Below are 19768 nucleotides of genomic sequence, written 5' to 3' on the forward strand. Positions count from 1 at the left end.
CATCGCCTTGCTAAAGCCCGCTTTTCATTGCGACGCCCGCCACATAAGTCTCCGCCACAGCGCGGTCGTCGCCCATGGTTTGCAGCAGGAACAGTTCCTCCGGAAGCGTCTTCACCACTTCCATCTTCAAAGCCATAGCAGGTGTCGCTGCGGCGTTGAGAACGACGAGGTCGGCATCCGTGCCAGGCTCCAGTGTGCCGATTTTGTCAACCAGCGACAGCGCCTCGGCATTGCCGAGCGTCATGTAGTAATAGCTGTCCAGCGGGTTCAGTCGTTCGCCGAGAAGCTGCTGGATTTTGTAGGCTTCGTCCATGGTCCGCAGCATGGAATAGCTCGAGCCCCCGCCGATATCCGTGGCGACACCGATGCGAACGGGCTTCTCACGGCGGGCGAGCGTCTTCAGCGGGAAGAGGCCGGAGCCGAGGAAGAGGTTGGATGTCGGGCAATGGACGGCGACCGCGCCGCTCTCGCTCATGGCGTCGGCTTCACGCTCCGAAAGATGGATGGCGTGACCGAACAGGCTCTTCGGCCCGAGCAGGCCATAGCGGGCGTAGATATCGGTATAGTCGATCGCTTCCGGGTAGAGCTCGCAGGTGAATTTGATCTCGTCGTGGTTTTCCGACAGATGCGTCTGGATGTGCAGATCGGGGAATTCGCGGGCGAGTGTTGCCGTCGCCTCCATCTGGGCGGGCGTCGAGGTGATCGCGAAGCGCGGCGTGATGGCGACGTGGTTGCGGCCCCTGCCGTGCCAGTCGGCAATCACCTGCCGGGTCTCGTCGTAGCCCATCTCAGGCGTGTCGAGCAGGCCTTGCGGTGCGTTGCGGTCCATCATCACCTTGCCGCCGACCATGCACATGTTGCGGCGCATGGCCTCCGCGAAATAGGCATCGGCCGAAGTCTTATGAACAGAGCAATAGGCAACGGCCGTCGTCGTGCCGTGGCGGATCAGCTCGTCGTAGAAATGCGTCGCGATCCTCTGCGCATGGGCGCTTTCGACGAAGCGGCATTCCTCCGGGAATGTGTAGGTGTTCAGCCATTCCAGCAGATTTGCGGCATAGGAGGCAATGACCTGCATCTGCGGGAAATGCAGGTGCATGTCGATGAGGCCAGGCATGATCAGATGCGGACGGTGATCGATTTCGGAGACCTCGGCAGGTGCTTTGGCCTTGACATCAGCATAGGTGCCGACAGCGGCGATGATGCCATCCTCGATCAACAGACCGCCGTCTGTCTCGTAGAGATAGCTCTCGCTATCGGCGAGGCTGAGCGGGGCACGGCGAAAGGAGAGCAGGCGCCCGCGCAGGAGTATCGTGGTCATTCTTGTTTGCCTTCGACTGCGCTTTCGAACCAGGCGACGAGCAGCTTGCGCTCATCGGGGGTAATGTCGGTCACGTTACCCGGCGGCATGGCATGGCTGCGGCCGGCCTGTATATAGATTTCGCGCGCATGAGCGGCAATTTCCGCGTCATTTTCCAGAATCACACCATTCGGCGGTCGGGCGATGCCCTCATAGACCGGTTCCGCCGCATGGCACATGGAACAGCGCGTGCCGACCAGCTGCTTCACGGCGGGAAAATGCGGATCGCCGGCAAACTGCTGGAAGGCCGGGGCGACGGATGCGTTTTCGGTCTCGCCGGTTAAAAGCTTGGGAACCGTCGACAGCCACATGATGAGGATGAAGAGCACGACCGTGACGATCCAGGTCCAGGTCGGCCGGCCCTTGCGAGCATGGGTGGTGTTGAACCAGTGGCGGATCGTGACGCCCATCAGGAAGACGAGTGCTGCAATCACCCAGTTGAAGGTGGTGCCGAAAGCGAGCGGATAGTGGTTCGACAGCATGAAGAAGATGACGGGCAGCGTCAGGTAGTTGTTATGAAGCGAGCGCTGCTTGGCCATGTAGCCATATTTGGCATCCGGCGTGCGGCCGGCGATCAGGTCGGCGACGACGATCTTCTGGTTGGGAATGATGATCATGAAGACGTTGGCCGACATGATCGTGGCGGTGAAGGCGCCAAGATGCAGGAAGGCGGCGCGGCCGGTGAAGACCTGCGTGTAGCCCCAGCCCATGAAGACCAGCACGACATAGAGCACGGCCATCAGGCCCCAGGTGTTCTTGCCGAGCGGCGACTTGCAGAGCAGGTCGTAGATGATCCAGCCGCCGGCGAGTGATGCAAGCGAGATCAGGATCGCCACCGGCCTCGAGATATCGAGCACGTGGCGATCGATGAGGAACAGGTCAGCACCGCCGTAATAGACGATGCAGAGCATCAGGAAGCCGGAGAGCCAGGTGAAATAGCTCTCATATTTGAACCAGGTCAGGTGTTCCGGCATCTCAGCCGGCGCCACCAGATATTTCTGGATGTGGTAGAAGCCGCCGCCATGCACCTGCCATTCCTCGCCGTGAACACCGGCGGGCAGATGCGGGCGCTTCACCAGGCCGAGGTCGAGCGCGATGAAATAGAAGGACGACCCGATCCAGGCGATCGCGGTGACGACATGGAACCAGCGCGCCGCAAAGGCCAGCCACTCCCAGGCTATTGCATATTCATACATTCAGTTCCCCTGTTCTTCTTCCCGACTCGTGAGATTGCGAGAAATTCCGGCGCGAGGAAAGGGGGCACGTGGGGTTTCTCGCCGCAGCGGAGATTGCAGGAAGAGCTTGCCGGGTGCGGCATTTGTGCTAAGGCATCGCCGACGACGCTATTAAGGAGCCGCTGAAACATGCAGATCGAAGTCCCTTGCCCGAAGTGCCGCAACACGCGCATGAAGTTTCCGCGCCCGCAGCCGATCGACAGCGACATCATCACCTGTTTCAGCTGCAATTTCGAACTCGGCACCTATGGCTCGATCAAGAAAAAGATGGTGGCGATGCTGAACCGCGTCGCGGCTGCCGAACAGCAGCAGAAGAAGCACTAGTTTACGGCTTAAGCCGGTGCAGTTGCGCCGGCCGCGGCACGGGCCGTTCACAGGGTCCTTTAGCGACAGCCTGAAAGATCAGCCCGCTTCGATCAAAGCGTCTTTTCCGACCGGGCGTCCGTCGGCGTCGAGCAGCACCTTGAGCAGTGAAATCGCGCGCTGGCCGAKCGGGACTGGCTGGCCATCCCGCCGCAGCACGCCGCTGCCGGGGTCAAGCATGAAACGGCCGAAAGCATAGCGCTGCTCTTCCATCACAACACTTATATCCGCGCAATTTGAGGTGGCAATCTGGTTGATTGCTGTGCTGTCGGGCGGATGTGGCATTCGCATGCCTTAAAAAACATCAGATTTCTGCGACATTTTATCCACCGCGGGTGTTCCGATGTGGAGCAGCCGATTCCTTGAAATGTGAAGATCGGGTTACAGTTTTGAAACACAGGCCGCCGGGAAAGGGTGGAAACCGCTAAAGACCGGCGGCGCATTCATCGACGGAGAAGATGCCCATGCGCAGCATTCTGACATGCGTGATGATTGCATATGCGTCGTTCGCGGCAGCCCACGACGCCGGTACGGGGTGGAGTTACGACCCCTACTGTTGCAATGGAAATGCCGAAAACGGCGATTGCCAGATGATCCCGTCCAAGACTGTGGCCATAACGCCGGATGGCTATCGCGTGACGCTGAGGCCCGGCGATCACCGGCTGGTGACGCGGAGCCATGTCTTCCTGCTGCCGATGACCAGGGCGATGCATTCAGGCGATAGCGATTATCATATCTGCCTGTTCCCGAACGAAGATACCCCGCGATGTTTCTATGCGCCCGATATGGGTTACTGAGAGGATTTTAAGCCCTGTCGTCTTTGCGTGACATGTTCAGTCCTGCTCCACATCGAATTTCTGCAGCAGCCATTTCCGAAAATTCCTGATTTTCGGCACGTTTCGCCTGTTTTCCGGATAGGCGAGCCAATAGTCGCGTCCGTCATTGCCGGTCAGTTCGAAGGGTTGGTAAAGCCTGCCGGCGGCGACATCGTCTTGGAAATGGCCGGGATTGAGCATGGCGACACCGCCGCCGGCAATCGCGATGCTGGCATCGAGGATCTGGGTGCCGAATTCGCTTTTCGGATAGCGGGAAAGATCGGCATCCTTGACGCCGGCCGCGGAGAACCATTCTGCCCACCAGGAATCGCCGGCGCTGATCAGGAACAGTTTCAGAAGATCGGCGGGCTCGTGGATGCCGCCGATTTCGGCCGCGAGCTTGGGGCTCAGCATGGGGGAGTAGTCAAGTTTCATCAGCCGATGACTGATCAGGCCGGGCCAATCGCCGCGTCCCCAACGGATCGCCACGTCGGCAGCCTCTTTCTGGAAGTCGACGATCGTGCCTGAGGTGACGAGCCTGACGGCAATGTCCGGAAACTGCAGCTGGAAAGCGCCGATGTAACGCGAGAGCCATTGCTGGGCGAAGGTCGCCGTCGAATGGATCGTCAGCGTTTCCCCGGTCGTCTTGCGCATCGAGGCCATGGCTTCGATCAGAATGTTGAATGCTTCGGAGACCCTGGGGGCCAGATGTTTGCCTGCTTCTGTCAGCTCGATCTGGCGGGGCAAGCGCAGGAAGAGCGGCTCGCCGATATTCTCCTCCAGAAGCTTGATCTGGTAGCTGACGGCCGTCTGCGTCATGCCGAGCTCATCGCCGGCCCGGGTGAAACTGCCGAGCCGGGCCACGGCTTCGAAGACGCGCAGCGCATTCAGCGGGAACTGCTTCGACAGTTTCATGGATAAGTTCTCTTTATGGATGCAGACGGTTGTTCGATTGGAATTGCAGCATTTTTCCCGGCAAACTGCAATCATCTCATCAAACCATCAAGGTGATGTCATGGATTGCCAAGCTATCGAAGAGAGCCGTTCTCCTACAAGAGAGGCATTGTTCACCGTCATCGTTCGCCGGCTGGCCCGGGGGATTGGCAGCCGGAGGCCGCGGCTGGATATCGACGTCACACCCGATCGCATCAAGCGCGATCTCGGTTTCCTGGATGGACGCGACCCGCGCTACGAGGATGACCGGTCGCGGTAGGCGGCAAGTGCGGTCAGGATTTCGGCCGCTGTCATGGCGGCGATTACTTCGGGGCGTTTGTCCTTCACGAAGGAGCCGCCGATCGGCAAGGTAAGGCGCTCCAGCCAAGAGCGTTCGCCGCCGGCTTCGCGGGAAAGCCAGCTTGCAAAGGTCGCTCGTTTGGTCGCCGAGCCGATCATGCCGGTATAGGCGAGGTCGGTGCGGGCAAGTGCTTCACGGGCGATCAGGAAATCAAGGGCATGATCGTGGGTCAGGATGACGAGTGCTGCGCCGGCGGGCATGTCCTTCACCAATGCCTCGGGCATCGGCACCAACAGGCTCTTCGTCGAGACCGGAAGATTGGCGAGTTCATCCCGCCGGGTCTCGATGACGGTGATGGAAAGCGGTAGTGGCGCGAGCGCCGTTGCAAGGGCGCGACCAACATGGCCTGCGCCGAAGACATAGACTTCCGGCAGGCGTTCAGCTTCACTTTCCTGCTTTTTCCCCAGTTCGTCCCTGACGGCATCGGTCACACGGCGGAAATGCAGTTGGGTGCGGCCGCCGCAGCACTGGCCGATTTCCGGCCCGAGCGGAATGTCCATCACATCAGTGCCGCCGGTGCCGGCAAGCAATTCCCGGGCATTGGCGATGGCGATGAATTCGAATTGGCCGCCGCCAATGGTGCCCCAGAGGCTTGCTGCCGAGACCAGCATGAAGGTGCCTGCCTCGCGCGGTGTCGAACCCTGCGTGCCTGATATCTCGATCAGGACCGCTTCCGGCTGGACGGCCAGGAAGGCGCGGAAGTCGCTGCCGGGCACAAAACCGGAAAGGATTTCGCGCCGTGTCATGGCTACACCCTCTTCATCCTCTCGACCGCCATCAGCACGCGTTCAGGCGTTGCGGGCGCATCGAGATGGGGGCAGACGCGATAGTTGGCGACGCTGGCGACGGCCATGGAGAGCGCTTCCAGCACTGAAATCGCCAGCATGAAGGGCGGTTCGCCGACGGCCTTGGAGCGGCCGATGGTGGCTTCCGCATTCTCGGACCATTCGGCGAGCCGCACGTTGAAGATCTTCGGTCGGTCGGAAGCGAGCGGGATCTTGTAGGTGGAAGGCGCATGCGTGCGCAGGCGGCCCTTGTCATCCCACCAGAGCTCCTCGGTCGTCAGCCAGCCCATGCCCTGGACGAAGGCGCCTTCGACCTGGCCGATATCGATTGCCGGGTTCAGCGAGCGGCCGACATCGTGGAGAATGTCGGTGCGGTCGATCAGATATTCGCCGGTCAGCGTATCGATCGTGACCTCGGTGCAGGCGGCGCCATAGGCGAAATAGTAGAAGGGCGTGCCGCGGCCGGCCTGGCGATCCCAGTGGATCTTCGGCGTCTTGTAGAAGCCGGCGGCGGACAGCTGAACGCGAGCGAAGTAGGCCTGCTTTATGAAATCGGGGAAGGGGATTTCAATCTCGCCGACCCGCACGCGGTTCGGCAGGAAGACGATTTCCGAAACCGGAACCTCCCACTTTTCCGCCGCGAAGGCGACCAGCCGTTCTTTGAGCTGGCGGGCGGCATCATAGGCGGCCATGCCGTTCAGGTCCGAACCGGAAGAGGCGGCGGTCGCCGAAGTGTTCGGGACCTTGCCCGTCGTGGTCGCTGTGATCTTCACGCGGTCGATATCGACCTGGAAGCTGTCCGCCAGCACTTGCGCCACCTTGGTATAGAGGCCCTGGCCCATTTCAGTCCCGCCATGGTTCAGGTGGATCGAGCCATCCTGATAGATATGGACGAGGGCGCCGGCCTGGTTGAAGGCGGTCATGGTGAAGGAGATGCCGAATTTCACCGGCGTGAGCGCAATGCCCTTGCGGATATAGCGGCTATCGCGGTTGAAGGAGACGATGGTGTTGCGTCGGGCGCGGTAGTCGGCGCTGTCCTCCAGCTCCTCGACCACGCGCGCGATGATATTGTCCTCGACTTCCTGATGATAGGGCGTGGTCGTGCGCCCCGAGCCTGGCTGGCCGTAGAAATTCAGCTTGCGGATATCGAGCGGATCCTTGCCGACGGCATAGGCGATCTCTTCGATGAAGCGCTCGGCGCCGAGCATGCCCTGCGGGCCGCCGAAACCGCGGAAGGCGGTGTTGGAGACGGTATGCGTCTTCAGCGGCTGCGAGGTCAGATGCACATGCGGATAGAAATAGCTGGAATCGGCGTGGAAGAGCGCACGGTCGGTCACCGGGCCCGACAGGTCCGACGAGAAGCCGCAGCGCGCCGAATAGGTGGCGTCGACAGCGTGGATGCGGCCTTCGTCATCGAAGCCGAGTTCATAATCGACGCGGAAATCATGGCGTTTGCCGGTGGCGCTCATGTCCTCGTCGCGATCGGGGCGGAACTTGATGGCGCGCTTAAGCTTCTTGGCCGCGACCGCGGCGAGGGCTGCGAACTGGTTGCCCTGCGTCTCCTTGCCGCCAAAGCCGCCGCCCATGCGGCGCACATTCACGGTGACAGCATTCGAGGGAATATGCAGCACATGGCCGACGATATGCTGGATTTCGCTCGGATGCTGGGTCGAAGACCAGACGGTGACCTCGTCGTCCTCGCCTGGGATCGCCATGGCGATATGGCTTTCGAGGTAGAAATGCTCCTGACCGCCGATGCGCATACGGCCTGTCAGCCGGCGAGGGGCGTTTTCCATTTCGGTTTTCGCCTCACCGCGTTTCAGCGTCATCGGGGTGATCACAAGCGGGCTGCCGTTTTCGACGGCGCCGTCGATGTCGCTCCAGTGCGGCAAGTCGCGATATTCGATTTTTGCCATGCGGGCCGCACGACGAGCAGCCTCGCGGGTTTCGGCTATGACGGCGAAGATCGGCTGGCCGTGGAATTGAACCAGGGTTTCGGCAAGCAGCGGCTCGTCATGGCTGCCATTCGAGCTGACGTCGTTGATGCCGGGGATGTCCTTGCCGGTGAAGACCCAGACCACGCCGGGATGGGCCGCGACCTCCGACAGGTCCATCGAGATGATCTCGGCATGGGCGCGATCGGACATGCCGATAGCACCGTGCAGGAGATCGGCGGGTTCGGGAATATCGTCGATATAATCGGCACTTCCGGTGACATGCTTATGCGCTGAATCATGGCGCAAGGACACATGCATCTGGCCGTTGATGAGCTTGCGGTCTTCGAAGGTGGATTTGTCCATCAGGCAACCTCCTCGAACCGCTTCAGTTCGGCAGGTGCGCCGACGGTTTCGAGATAGAAGCGCGTCAGCAGGTTCTTGGCCGTCAACTGGCGGTATTCCGCCGTAGCGCGCCAGTCCGTCAGCGGCTGGAAATCGGCATCAAAGGCAGGGCGTGCGGCCTCTATGGTTGCTTCCGTCCAGGGTTTGCCGATCAACTCGGCTTCGACGCTGCGGGCGCGCTTCGGCGTTGCCGCCATGCCGCCGAAGGCGATGCGGATCTCGGTCACGCGCTCGGCCTCATTAAGCACCAGATAGAAGGCGCCGAGCACGGCGGTGATATCCTCGTCGCGGCGCTTGCTGATCTTGTAGACGGCGAATTTGGCGTCCGCGACCGGGTGGGGCACGAAGACGCTTTCGACGAATTCGCCCGGCCGGCGATCCTGCTTGCCATAGGCGATGAAGTAATCTTCCAGCGGCAGAGTACGGGCGCCTCCGGCCGAGCGCAGCGTCAGCTGCGCGCCAAGCGCAATCAGCGGCGGTGGGCTGTCGCCGATCGGCGAGCCATTGGCGATATTACCGCCGATCGTGCCCATGTTGCGCACCTGATCGCCGCCGATGCGGGTGATGAGGCGGGCAAAGGCGGGGATCTTCCGGGCGATGGTGTCGAGCGCGCGGGTATAGGTGACGCCGGCGCCGATCGCGATGCCATATTCACCTGCAGTGATCGTCTGAAGCTCCGCCAGATGATTGATGAAGACCACGGGATTCAGATGCTGCATCTGCTTGGTGACCCAGAGGCCGACATCTGTGGAGCCGGCAATGACGGTTGCGGTCGGCTCGGCCGCCAGCACCCGCGCAAGCGCATCGATGGAGCGCGGCACGATGAGGCGGCCTTCTTCTGACACAATCGAAATCGTATCGGATGCCTGCATGACCCAGAGGCGAGAGATGATTTCGGCACGGGTCTTTTCGAGCGGATCGAAGAGGGTGCTCGGCCGCTGCAGGCTCACCTGTTCGGCGGCCTTGACGATCGGCTCATAGCCGGTGCAGCGACAGAGATTGCCTTGCAGCGCCTTTTCGATCTCGGCACGGTCCGGCTTCTCGTTGGAGAGCCAGAGGCCGTAGAGAGACATGATGAAGCCCGGTGTGCAGAAGCCGCATTGCGAACCATGGCAATCGACCATGGCCTGCTGCACCGGATGCAGCGTGCCGTCCTTGGCTGCCAGATGCTCGATCGTCACCACATGGGTCGCGTGCAGCGAGCCGATGAAGCGGATGCAGGCATTGACGGATTCATAGAAAAGCTTGCCGTCGATCAGCCGGCCGACCAGCACGGTGCAGGCACCGCAATCGCCTTCGGCGCAGCCTTCCTTGGTGCCCGTCAGCCGCCGCTTCAGCCGGAGAAAATCGAGAAGAGTCTCCGTCGGCCGGACCTTACTCAAGGAAACGTCCTCGCCATTGAGGATGAAGCGGATGCTGTCGTTCATGATATTCCCGGTTGTTTTTCTTAAAATGGTTATGCCGCCGTCCAGCCCCCGTCAATCGAGATATGCGTACCGGTTACCTGCCGGGCTTCCTCGCTTGCAAGGTAAAACGCCAGCGTGCCGATCTCCTCGGCCTTGACGAATTCATGCGTCGGCTGCGCCTTGAGGATGACCTCGGTCTTGACCTGCTCCTCGGTCATGCCGCGCGCCTTGGCGGTATCGGGGATCTGCTTTTCGACCAGCGGGGTCAATACATAGCCGGGGCAGATGGCGTTTACCGTCACGCCGAATTCGGCAAGCTCCAGGGCAGCCGTCTTCGTCAGGCCTAATATACCATGCTTTGCCGCTACATAGGCAGATTTGAAGGGCGAGGCGACCAGGCCATGGGCCGAGGCAATATTGATGATGCGGCCATATTTCCTCGCCTTCATCAGCGGGATCGCAGCCCGCATCGTATGGAAGGAGCTGGAGAGATTGATGGCGATGATCTGGTCCCACTTCTCGATCGGGAAATCCTCGATCTTTTCAACATGCTGGATGCCGGCATTGTTGACGAGCACATCGACAGTTCCGAAGGTCTTGCCGGCAGTCTCGATCAGATCGGCAATCTCTGATGGCTTCGTCATGTCGGCCGGATGATAGAGTGCCTTCGCTTTCGACGATGATTCAAGGCGTTCGATTATCGCCTTGATTTCGTCGTCCTTTCCGAAGCCGTTGATGACGACGTTGTCGCCCCTGGCAGCAAAGGCAGTGGCGATCGCAAGCCCGATGCCGCTGGTGGAGCCGGTGACGACGATTGATCTGCTCATGCTTCTTCCTCCCTGACTGTGATATGCTGCATTGCAGCGTCAACGCGAGGTTATGCCCAAAGGCGGCGAGCTGGCAATCGGGAAGTGACTGAGGGGCGTGGCTGCCACTTACGCCCTTCCAAGCCAGGCGGACCTGCCCTATTGATTTGCCACGACAACAGCATGCAGCGGGAGGAATCGCATGGGTGGATATGTTCTGGCGGTCGATCAGGGAACGACCTCGACGCGGGCGATCGTCTTCGACGGCGACATGAAGATCGCCGGCATGGGCCAGAAGGAATTCACACAGATCTATCCGCGCTCCGGCTGGGTGGAGCACGATCCCGAGGAGATCTGGGATTCGGTCGTTTCCACGATCCACATGGCGCTGCGCGAAGCCAAGGTGACGGCCAAGGATATTGCCGCACTCGGCATCACCAACCAGCGTGAGACCGTCGCCGTCTGGGAGCGCGAAACCGGCAAGCCGATCCAGAACGCCATCGTCTGGCAGGACCGGCGCACGGCAAGCTATTGCGACAATCTCAAGCGGCAGGATCTCGAGCGCACCTTCACGAAGAAGACCGGCCTTATCCTCGATCCCTATTTCTCGGGAACGAAGCTCTCCTGGATGCTCGCCAATGTGAAGGGCGCAAGGGCGAGGGCAGCGCGGGGCGATCTCTGCTTCGGCACGATCGACACGTTCCTCATCTGGCGGCTGACTGGCGGCAAAAGCTTCGTGACCGACGCGACCAATGCATCGCGCACGCTGATGTTCAATATCGCGACCAATGAGTGGGACGAGGATCTGCTCGACATCCTGCGCGTGCCGGCCGCTATGCTGCCCGAGGTGAAGGATTGCGCCGATGATTTCGGCACCGTCGATCCGGAGCTGTTTGGTGCAGCCATCCCGATCCTCGGTGTTGCCGGCGACCAGCAGGCGGCGACGATCGGCCAGGCCTGCTTCGAGCCGGGCATGCTGAAATCGACCTATGGCACCGGTTGCTTCGCGCTGCTGAATACAGGCAGCGATATGGTGCGATCGAAGAACCGTCTGCTGACGACGATTGCCTATCGCCTTGATGGTGAGACGACCTATGCGCTGGAGGGCTCGATCTTCATTGCCGGGGCGGCGGTTCAGTGGTTGCGCGACGGCCTTGGCATCATCGACAGGGCATCCGAAACGAATGACCTCGCGGAGAAGGCTGATCCGACACAGGACGTCTATCTCGTGCCGGCCTTCACCGGCCTCGGCGCCCCGCATTGGGATGCCAAGGCACGCGGTGCGATCTACGGCCTGACCCGCAACAGCGGCCCGGCGGAGCTTTCCCGTGCCGCACTGGAAGCCGTTTGCTACCAGACACGCGACCTACTGGAGGCGATGCAGAAGGACTGGAAGAATGGCACCGACGACACGGTACTGCGCGTCGATGGCGGCATGGTCGCCTCGGACTGGACGATGCAGCGGCTTGCCGATCTGCTGGAAGCTCCCGTTGATCGTCCCGTCATCCTGGAAACGACGGCGCTCGGTGCTGCCTGGCTTGCCGGCAGCAGGGCTGGGGTGTGGCCGGACAGGAAGAAGTTCTCGGCGACCTGGAAGCGTGACCGGCGCTTCGAGCCCTCGATGGACGAGAAGACCCGTGCCGCTAAGCTCAAGGGTTGGAAGAATGCGGTGAAGCGGACGCTGAGCGAGCTTTGATTGCTCAGTTTGGCGAGCTCATATGAGCATACTGCTTGCGGTATTCCGCCGGCGTCACGCCGAGATGGCGCGTGAAGGCCCGGCGTAGCGTATCGTCATCGGCAAAGCCGCATGCGCTTGCCACCTGTTTCGGCGCGTGGCCGCTTTCGAGCAGGCGACGGGCAGCCGTGATACGAGTGAATTCGACCCAGCTTGCCGGTGTCATTCCGACCTCTTCGCGGAAAAGGCGGGCGAAATGGCGTGGGCTCAGTTCCATCCGGCGGGCCAGTTCCACCACACTGTGATCGGCAGCCGGATTGGCTGCGACCCAGCGCTGCACCTCCTGCAATGCCGAGCGTCCGGCGGGGGCGCCTTCACCTTTGCGGCTGAATTGCATCTGGCCGCCGGGGCGCTTGAAGAACATGACGAGCTGGGCGGCGGTGCGCATCGCCACATCGCGACCGAGATCCTCTTCGACGAGGGAGAGGGCAAGATCCAGTCCTGCAGTGACGCCAGCCGCTGTCCTCAATTCTCCATCGGCTACATGGATGGCATCTTCCTCGACAGTCACCGAAGGGTAGGCCTCCCTCAGCCTCTCGGTGACAGCCCAATGGGTCGTTACTCGCCGGCCGTCGAGCAATCCTGCAGCGGCGAGCAGAAATGCGCCGCTGCAGACTGAACCGTAGCGCGGGGCGCGCGGTGCGGTCTTGCCGAGCCAATCCAGCAGCCTTGCATCGGGTCTGATCTCAGCCGCGTTCGGGCAGCCGGCGACGAGAAGCGTATCCAGCGGACCGATCTCATCTTCGATCGTGTAATCGGCGACCAACCGCACACCGGAGGAGCTGCGGATATGGCCGTGGCTGCTGGCGATGACGATGGGTCGATAGGCTTCCGTGCCGCTTTGCAGATTAGCTTCGGCGAAGACGTCGAGCGGGCCGGAGACATCCAGAAGCTGGACGCCGGGAACGGCGAGGATGGCGATGTTCCTGGGTTTCATCTGATGGCCTCATGTCCGCATCGGAATGGTTTTGGCAGGAAATGACGGATAGCGTCTATTGCTGCCATCGTTGGCAGCTTTTACTCTCCCTGACATTCACCAGCAAGGAGAAAGACGATGACATTGACAATAGGCGATATCAGTATTCCCGACAGCAAGCTGGCACGCGACATTACCGAAGTTGTCAGGGACACGGAGTCGCCGCTGCTCTTCCACCACTCCAGCCGTGTCTTCTATTTTGGTGCGCTTGCGGGCAAGCGCCGCGGACTGCACTTCGATCCCGAACTGCTTTATGCCGGCGCCATGTTCCACGATATGGGGCTGACGCATCGGCACAGTTCGGAGCATGAGCGTTTCGAGGTCGATGGCGCCAATGCCGCCCGTGATTTCTTGAAGAGTTACGGTATCGCGCAGGCCGATATCGATACGGTCTGGACGGCGATTGCGCTGCACACGACGCCCGGCATTCCGCAGCACATGCATCCGGTCGTAGCCCTGGTGACGGCGGGTGTGGAAATGGACGTGCTCGGGATCGACTATCACGGCTTCCATGATTCCGACCGCGAGGCGGTGGTGCATGCCCATCCGCGCACGCGGCATTTCAAGGAGGATATCCTCCAGACTTTCTATGACGGCATCATGCACAAGCCGGAAACGACCTTCGGCAATGTGAAGGCGGATGTACTGGCTGATAAGGATCCGCATTTCCACGGAGGCAATTTCTGCAGCGTGATCCGCAATTCAGCCTGGATCGGTTAAGTCTCAGGCAGGCGGCGTCGATGCCGTCTGCCTCTTTCGTCTCCCAAATTAAAACAACTCTATTTTGTGGTGTGGAAAAATATACGCTTTAATGTAGAATTTCCTAAGGTATTGGCTTATACTCTTGCGCTGCATCTGTGGGGGATAATGCCATGAACAGCATACACCCAATAGCGACTGCACTTGTACTGTCTCTGCTGTCAGACATTGTTGGGCCGACTTTGCTCTATGCGCAGACGCGCGTGCAGGCGAAGTATTTCGCAGCCTTCACGATGGATGGGCGGCCTACGTCGCGGCCATATGCAAGTTGTCAGCGGGTTCAGATCCGCAGCAGGACATTATGGGCATGCCCCTTGTCCGCACTTCGTTCCGACACGGCCGAGCGCAACCGCAGTGGATCGGATATGGGCAGCATGAGCAATTCGAGTTCCTCTTCTGGATCGAGTGGCAATGGCGGTATGGGTGGATCGAACGATAATGGCAGCATGGGCGGACCGGGCGGCTCTATGGGCAACTGAAGAATGATGCGCGATGTTGGCCAATTTTGCTTATGGGGGTGAGCCGTCGGAATGAGCGAAAACTGGGCCGTCTGCATCGGCATCAACAGTTATGACAGTCTGAAGCCGCTCGATTGTGCCCGGCGGGATGCCGAGGCTGTGAATGACTTTTTCAAGGACACGCTCCATTTCAAGAACGTCTATTTCCTTGCCGAGGACGCACCGCCGCTAAAGGCGGATTTTGGGCAGACGCTGCATTCACGGCCGACATTCGGCAATCTTATGCGGTTCCTGCGCGTGCGCTTCGAACAACCGTTTCTGCAGCCGAGCGATAATCTCTGGTTCTTCTTCGCGGGTCATGGCCGGCGCGAGCGCGACCAGGACTATATCCTGCCGCTGGATGCGGATCCGGGCAATGTCGAGGAAACCGGCATACCCGTGAGATATGTCGTCGAAAGGCTGCGTAAAAGCGGCGCCGAAAACGTCGTTCTATTGCTCGATGCCTGTCGCAACGAAGGAGCGCGCGACGGTCAGGGTGTCGGTCTGGACAACCAGCGCGGCACGGTGACGATCTGCTCCTGCAGTCCCACCGAATTTTCCTACGAGATCGATGACCTGGGGCACGGAGCGTTCACTTACGGGTTGATCGAAGGGCTGCGGCTGCATGGAGAGCAGAACTGCGCAACCGTCGAGCGGCTGGATGCCTATCTTCAGACGCGTGTGCCGGAAATATGCCGGCTGCACGGCAAGCCGCGGCAGACGCCGTGCACTTTTGCCGAACCCCTGTCCAAACGGCATTTCATTCTGTTGCCGGACATTGCCCTGCCGGAAGACCTGGAGCCGCTCAAACTGGAGGCGCTGGAGGCGGAGGCCAATGACGATCTGGCGCTTGCCGAGCAGCTCTGGTGGCGGATCAACGCGGTCGAGCCTACGGACGCGCAATCGAGAGCTGCCATCAGGCGTATCGCGCTGAAGTTCGAACATCTGGCGGCACAGCCAAAGAAGCCCGAGCCGCCGGCGCCAGATCCCCCTACACCTCCGCTGCCGCCGGACGATCAGACTGTGAAGACCTCACGGCGCAGGCTGGTGATTGGTGCGGCCGCCGGGGCTGCCGCGCTTGCTGTTGGCGGGGGCCTTCTGGTTCTGCCTCGGCTGATGAAGCCGCGATTTCCCGTGCTTCGGGAAGAGATGCTGCAGATTGAAACGGTGGATAGCGAGGGCAGGCCGCAGCCGACGGCCTGGCAGCAGGCAAATTGTTTCGATCAGCCGCTTGGTGGCGATAACGCCATCGAATTCAGCATGATACCGGCCGGCGAATTCACCATGGGATCGCCCGACGGAGAATTGTTGCGCAGCGACGACGAGGGACCTATGTTCGTCAAGGTCGGACATTTCGCGATCAGCCGAACGACGATTACGCAGGCACAGTGGCGCAGTGTCGTGCTGGCGCGACCCAGCACGATCCGCTGGGCGATGCCGGTCGATCCATCCTCCTTCAAGGGGGACGACCTGCCGGTAGAGACGATCACCTGGCAGCATGCGTGGGAATTCTGCGCACGGCTTTCGGCATGGACCGGCCACACCTACCGTCTGCCGAGCCAGGCCGAATGGGAATATGCGTGCCGGGCGCGTACGACGACACCCTTTCATTTTGGACAGACCCTGACGCCGAAGCTCGCCAATTATTGCGGCACGGGTGGCGCGGTCTGCGGGGTGAGCGACGGAAGAGACATCTCCGACCTCGCCTATGATGGAAATGTTTATCCTGATGGCGCCTATGGCAGCGGCCCTGCCGGCATCTTCATCGGCCAGACAAAACCGGTACGGTCCTACCCGACGAACCGCTTTGGTCTCTTCGAGATGCATGGCAACGTCTGGGAATATTGCAGCGACAACTGGAGCGACCGGCTCGAGGACATTCCGGATAATGGCAGTCCCTATGTGGGCGGCCGGATGGACCTTCATGTGCTTCGCGGCGGTTCATGGTCGCACAATCCGGCCATTTGCCGGTCGGCTTACAGGGATCGCGTGAATGAAACCTCCCGAGGCTGGTCCGGACGGATCGGTTTCAGGATCGTTTGTGAAGTCTGAGTGCAAAGGGAGCTGAATTACGATGGACAGGCAGATCCAGGTTATTACCGACGCCGAACCCCTTGTTGCGAGCGGCGCAAGGGGCAGCGAAGACGTGGGCGGCGGTTTCGGCGCTCGCTCTGATGGCGGGCTCTTCCGGACGATCACGCTCAGTGCCGATGGGTTGCGCGATCAGGTTTCCAATCTCGTCGAGGTCGTCCAGTATGTCTTTAGCCATACGTTGGAGAAGCCCGATCTTTCACTCGATCAGATCGAGCTTTCTGTGGAAATCAGTTCGGAAGGGCAGATCAGTATTCTCGGCACTGGAGGCAAGGCCGGCGGCCGAGGCGCGATCAAGCTTGTCTTCAAGCGTCCTCCCCAGCCGGTCGCCAAAATTGCGGTTGCGGCAGGAGAGGGGCATGCAGGAGCCGAAGCCGTGGTCAGCAAACCGCAATAGCTGCCGACGAGGCTCGGGTTCCCGTCATTTCTTCAGCCAGGGTGTCGCCGTGCTCCAGAAGATCACGTTGGCGCCGAGATAGTCCTGGGCGAAGGCGGTGAACTCTTCCTTGGTGAAAGGCTTCTTGGTCGCCGGGTTCTTGTAGGTCAGCGTCGGTTCCTGCACGGCGAGGCCGACATAGGAGAGCTTGCCCTTGTACTTGTTGAAGAAGGGGTAAGAGTTCTTCATCTGCGCCTTGCGGTTCGGCACGATATCGGGGCCGCCGAGGCCGACATTGTTCTTGGCGGCGTAATCGAAGAGACGGCCCATGTAATTGTGGTCGTTCTCCCATTCGCAGGGCCAAAAGTTCACATATTGCACGACCAGTGACTTTTCGAAGGCCTTGCGGGCGAACGCAAGGTTCTTCATCTCGGCGGAGAAATAGGCGTCGCACGAGAAACCCTTCGGCTCATGCTTGGGATCGAGATCGATAGAAGTTTCCGGCAGGTTGATGCCGTAGACCTCGCCGTCGAACTTTTCGGCAAGCGCCTTCAGCAGCGCCTGGTACCGTTCGCGAACGGCGGGGTTCCACTGCTGGGCGACCCAGCCGGAACCGACGGGCTTGTTCTCGCCGGGATTGTCGAATTGCGGGGTCAGGCCACCGTCATATTCCGGTTCGGTCAGCATGTAGTCCGGTATGTTGCGCGCCTTCGGATCAAAAAAGCGGTCCTGCACCTGGATAAACATCTTCTTGTTGAGGCTTTTGGCAATGGCCAGGTCCTGCTCGATTGCCGAAAAATCATACTGGCCCTTCGCCGTTTCCAGGCTCTTCCAATTATAGACGACCTGTACGCCACTGATATCGGGCCGGGCGAGCCTCGCCTTTGCGGCGGCGAGGTCGCCGGAGCCCATATAGAGGAAGTTTTCCGGGGCGGGGGCGGCATGGGCAGCCTGCGTCGACAACACGAGGGTGGCAAGCGCAACGAGAAGTCTCTGAGATTTGTTCATGGGTTCTCGAATGGAAAGGTGATGGAAAGCGCGCAGAGCTCTCTGGATCAAATTGGGCAACTCAATGGCGGCGATTGCAGAGCCCTTGTGGATAGTTAACCGCGCTGCATTCATCAGATTTACCAATTTTCCCATTCGTAATTTTTTGATGCGGCCTGTCGGCCAAACGGTTACTCCTTCGTCATTCGGAAAGAGGAGCTACCGATGCTTTACGCAATCCTTTGCTACGCCAATGAGGAAACCGTCTTCGCCTGGACCGAGGAGGAAGAGGCTGCCGTCATGGGAAATCTCCATGCCGTGATCGAGCCGCTCGCCGCTGCCGGCAAGCTCGGCCCGACCGGCCGGCTGATGCCGACGACGACGGCAACGACTGTGCGCAAGGGCAGGGACGAGGCCTTCGTTGTCGATGGTCCGTTTGCTGAAACGAAGGAGGCGCTTCTCGGCTTCTATACGGTTGATTTCGAAACGCTGGATGAGGCGATCGGCTTCACGAAACAGCTTTCGGCGGTCAATCCTGGTTCCACCTCTTACGAAATTCGGCCGTTCTACACATTCCGGCCGGGAGATACAGCATCATGACAGACATTGCCTGGATCGACCTCGCGCTTGCCTCGGCCCGGCCGAAGGCGCTCGGTGCGCTGCTGCGCTACTTCCGCAATCTCGATACGGCGGAGGAAGCGTTTCAGGAGGCGTGCCTGAGGGCGATCCGGACATGGCCGGAAAAGGGGCCGCCGCGCGATCCGACCGCGTGGCTGATCTTCGTCGGCCGCAACAGCGGCATCGATGCGGTGCGCAAGCGGGCGAAGATCCAGGCGCTGCCGGACGAGGACCAGATTTCAGATAAAGAGGACGCTGAAAGCGACATCGCCGACCGGCTGGACGATTCCCATTATCGCGACGATATCCTGCGATTGCTTTTCATCTGCTGCCATCCGGACCTGCCGGCCACCCAGCAGATCGCGCTGGCCCTGCGCATCGTCTCCGGCCTGTCGGTGACGCAGATTGCCCGTGCCTTCCTCGTCTCCGAAAGCGCCATGGAGCAGCGCATCACTCGAGCCAAGGCGCGGGTGGCAAAGGCTGGCGTGCCGTTCGAGACGCCCAGCCCGCAGGAGAGGGCCGAGCGACTGATAATCGTCAGCACGATGATCTATCTGATCTTCAATGAGGGCTACAGCCAGGCTGATCCGGAGCAGGAGGCGGCAGCCTTTAGCGATGAGGCGATCCGGCTGGCGCGGCTGATACTGCATATCTTCCCCGCCGAACCGGAACTGATGGGGCTGCTTTCCCTGATGCTGCTGCAGATTTCCCGCCGGCAGGCGCGCTTCAGTGCCGAAGACGAGATCGTGCTGCTCGAGGATCAGGACCGCTCGCTCTGGAACCAGCCGTTCATCAACGAGGCGTTGGCGCTGCTCGACAAGGCGCTGCGTCACCGCAAGCCTGGTCCCTATCAGTTACAGGCGGCAATCGCTGCCGTTCATTCCCGTGCCAAACGCGCCGAGGATACCGACTGGGTGGAAATCGATCTGCTTTATCGTGCGCTCGAACGTGTCCAGCCATCACCTGTCGTGACACTGAACCGCGCTGTCGTCATTTCCAAACTTCATGGCCCGCAGGCGGCGCTCGACCTCATGGAGCCGCTCGGCGAAAAGCTCGACGGTTACTTCTATTATCACGGCCTGCACGGCAATCTCTTGAAACAGCTCGGCCGCATCGCCCAGGCACGGATCGCCTTCGACCGCGCGATTGCACTTGCCCATTCGGCTGCGGAAGCGGCCCATATCCGCCGGCAGATCGACAAGATGCAGGAAGAGGCGGGGCGGTCGGTGGTAAAGTAAGCCGTGTGTCCATGGGATACCGCGTCTTGCGACTCTCAGTGAATGGGCATCGAAATCATCGATACCCGGGTGTCGTCCGCCTGACGCGGCT

The 19768-nt window shown here is 60.5% G+C and carries 19 protein-coding genes; 9 read left to right on the forward strand and 10 right to left on the reverse strand.

Going from position 1 to position 19768, the window contains the following annotated elements:
• Positions 1-10 precede the first annotated feature (10 nt).
• The gene (guaD, locus tag AC1DTN_RS04470; RefSeq protein WP_442207038.1) at positions 11-1318 is read right to left on the reverse strand and encodes a guanine deaminase; all 1308 of its coding nucleotides are present in this window, start codon (positions 1316-1318) and stop codon (positions 11-13) included.
• Positions 1315-2553 (reverse strand): urate hydroxylase PuuD, encoded by a 1239-nt coding sequence (locus AC1DTN_RS04475; RefSeq protein WP_442207037.1) that lies wholly within the window; start codon positions 2551-2553, stop codon positions 1315-1317. Before AC1DTN_RS04475 ends, guaD begins: the two co-directional genes overlap by 4 nt.
• A gap of 168 nt (positions 2554-2721) precedes the next feature.
• On the opposite strand from AC1DTN_RS04475, the gene AC1DTN_RS04480 reads away from it, so the two are divergent.
• Positions 2722-2916: a hypothetical protein gene (locus AC1DTN_RS04480; RefSeq protein WP_113323241.1), complete on the forward strand. Its 195-nt coding sequence runs from the start codon at positions 2722-2724 to the stop codon at positions 2914-2916.
• A gap of 78 nt (positions 2917-2994) precedes the next feature.
• Here AC1DTN_RS04480 and AC1DTN_RS04485 read toward each other — a convergent pair whose 3' ends face one another.
• Positions 2995-3240: a winged helix-turn-helix domain-containing protein gene (locus tag AC1DTN_RS04485; protein WP_477920032.1), complete on the reverse strand. Its 246-nt coding sequence runs from the start codon at positions 3238-3240 to the stop codon at positions 2995-2997.
• A gap of 179 nt (positions 3241-3419) precedes the next feature.
• Here AC1DTN_RS04485 and AC1DTN_RS04490 point away from each other — a divergent pair, with 179 nt between their 5' ends.
• Positions 3420-3752 carry a hypothetical protein gene (locus AC1DTN_RS04490; protein WP_113323240.1) on the forward strand — a complete coding sequence of 111 codons (333 nt, stop codon included), beginning with the start codon at positions 3420-3422 and terminating at the stop codon, positions 3750-3752.
• Between the two features lie 36 nt (positions 3753-3788).
• On the opposite strand, the gene AC1DTN_RS04495 is transcribed toward AC1DTN_RS04490, so the two are convergent.
• Positions 3789-4685 carry a LysR substrate-binding domain-containing protein gene (locus AC1DTN_RS04495; protein WP_442207035.1) on the reverse strand — a complete coding sequence of 299 codons (897 nt, stop codon included), beginning with the start codon at positions 4683-4685 and terminating at the stop codon, positions 3789-3791.
• Positions 4686-4785: 100 nt separating this feature from the next.
• Here AC1DTN_RS04495 and AC1DTN_RS04500 point away from each other — a divergent pair, with 100 nt between their 5' ends.
• Positions 4786-4983, forward strand: a complete 198-nt coding sequence (locus AC1DTN_RS04500) for a hypothetical protein (RefSeq protein ID WP_113323251.1) — start codon at positions 4786-4788, stop codon at positions 4981-4983.
• On the opposite strand, the gene xdhC is transcribed toward AC1DTN_RS04500, so the two are convergent.
• Genes xdhC through AC1DTN_RS04520 form a run of 4 tightly spaced genes read right to left on the reverse strand, consistent with a single transcriptional unit; the run spans position 4959 to position 10421 of the window.
• Complete coding sequence (gene xdhC / locus AC1DTN_RS04505; protein WP_442207034.1) at positions 4959-5810, reverse strand: xanthine dehydrogenase accessory protein XdhC; 852 nt, start codon at positions 5808-5810, stop codon at positions 4959-4961. The genes AC1DTN_RS04500 and xdhC overlap by 25 nt on opposite strands.
• A 2-nt stretch (positions 5811-5812) precedes the next feature.
• Positions 5813-8149, reverse strand: coding sequence for a xanthine dehydrogenase molybdopterin binding subunit (gene xdhB, locus AC1DTN_RS04510; RefSeq protein WP_442207033.1), 2337 nt, complete (start codon positions 8147-8149; stop codon positions 5813-5815).
• Positions 8149-9615 carry a xanthine dehydrogenase small subunit gene (gene xdhA, locus AC1DTN_RS04515; RefSeq protein WP_442207032.1) on the reverse strand — a complete coding sequence of 489 codons (1467 nt, stop codon included), beginning with the start codon at positions 9613-9615 and terminating at the stop codon, positions 8149-8151. Before xdhA ends, xdhB begins: the two co-directional genes overlap by 1 nt.
• A gap of 29 nt (positions 9616-9644) precedes the next feature.
• Complete coding sequence (locus AC1DTN_RS04520; protein ID WP_442207031.1) at positions 9645-10421, reverse strand: 3-hydroxybutyrate dehydrogenase; 777 nt, start codon at positions 10419-10421, stop codon at positions 9645-9647.
• Between the two features lie 181 nt (positions 10422-10602).
• On the opposite strand from AC1DTN_RS04520, the gene glpK reads away from it, so the two are divergent.
• Complete coding sequence (gene glpK / locus AC1DTN_RS04525; protein WP_477920033.1) at positions 10603-12096, forward strand: glycerol kinase GlpK; 1494 nt, start codon at positions 10603-10605, stop codon at positions 12094-12096.
• 4 nt (positions 12097-12100) lie between these two features.
• On the opposite strand, the gene AC1DTN_RS04530 is transcribed toward glpK, so the two are convergent.
• On the reverse strand, positions 12101-13072 hold the full coding sequence (locus AC1DTN_RS04530) for a GlxA family transcriptional regulator (protein ID WP_442207029.1): 972 nt from the start codon (positions 13070-13072) through the stop codon (positions 12101-12103).
• Between the two features lie 117 nt (positions 13073-13189).
• Here AC1DTN_RS04530 and AC1DTN_RS04535 point away from each other — a divergent pair, with 117 nt between their 5' ends.
• The 3 genes from AC1DTN_RS04535 to AC1DTN_RS04545 all read left to right on the forward strand — a co-directional run bounded on the left by AC1DTN_RS04535 (position 13190) and on the right by AC1DTN_RS04545 (position 16855).
• A complete protein-coding gene (locus AC1DTN_RS04535) occupies positions 13190-13831 on the forward strand; it encodes an HD domain-containing protein (RefSeq protein ID WP_442207028.1) in 642 nt (213 codons plus the stop codon).
• 569 nt (positions 13832-14400) lie between these two features.
• A complete protein-coding gene (locus tag AC1DTN_RS04540; RefSeq protein ID WP_442207027.1) occupies positions 14401-16419 on the forward strand; it encodes an SUMF1/EgtB/PvdO family nonheme iron enzyme in 2019 nt (672 codons plus the stop codon).
• Between the two features lie 22 nt (positions 16420-16441).
• A complete protein-coding gene (locus AC1DTN_RS04545; RefSeq protein WP_442207026.1) occupies positions 16442-16855 on the forward strand; it encodes a Pepco domain-containing protein in 414 nt (137 codons plus the stop codon).
• A 24-nt stretch (positions 16856-16879) separates the two neighbouring features.
• Here AC1DTN_RS04545 and AC1DTN_RS04550 read toward each other — a convergent pair whose 3' ends face one another.
• A complete protein-coding gene (locus tag AC1DTN_RS04550; RefSeq protein WP_442207025.1) occupies positions 16880-17842 on the reverse strand; it encodes a hypothetical protein in 963 nt (320 codons plus the stop codon).
• A gap of 204 nt (positions 17843-18046) precedes the next feature.
• Between AC1DTN_RS04550 and AC1DTN_RS04555 the strand changes: the two genes are divergently transcribed.
• Both AC1DTN_RS04555 and AC1DTN_RS04560 read left to right on the forward strand, forming a co-directional pair.
• Complete coding sequence (locus AC1DTN_RS04555) at positions 18047-18421, forward strand: YciI family protein (protein WP_113325623.1); 375 nt, start codon at positions 18047-18049, stop codon at positions 18419-18421.
• Positions 18418-19677: an RNA polymerase sigma factor gene (locus tag AC1DTN_RS04560; protein WP_442207024.1), complete on the forward strand. Its 1260-nt coding sequence runs from the start codon at positions 18418-18420 to the stop codon at positions 19675-19677. Before AC1DTN_RS04555 ends, AC1DTN_RS04560 begins: the two co-directional genes overlap by 4 nt.
• The last annotated feature ends 91 nt before the right edge of the window (positions 19678-19768 follow it).

Source organism: Rhizobium sp. 01T444 (assembly GCF_056398305.1).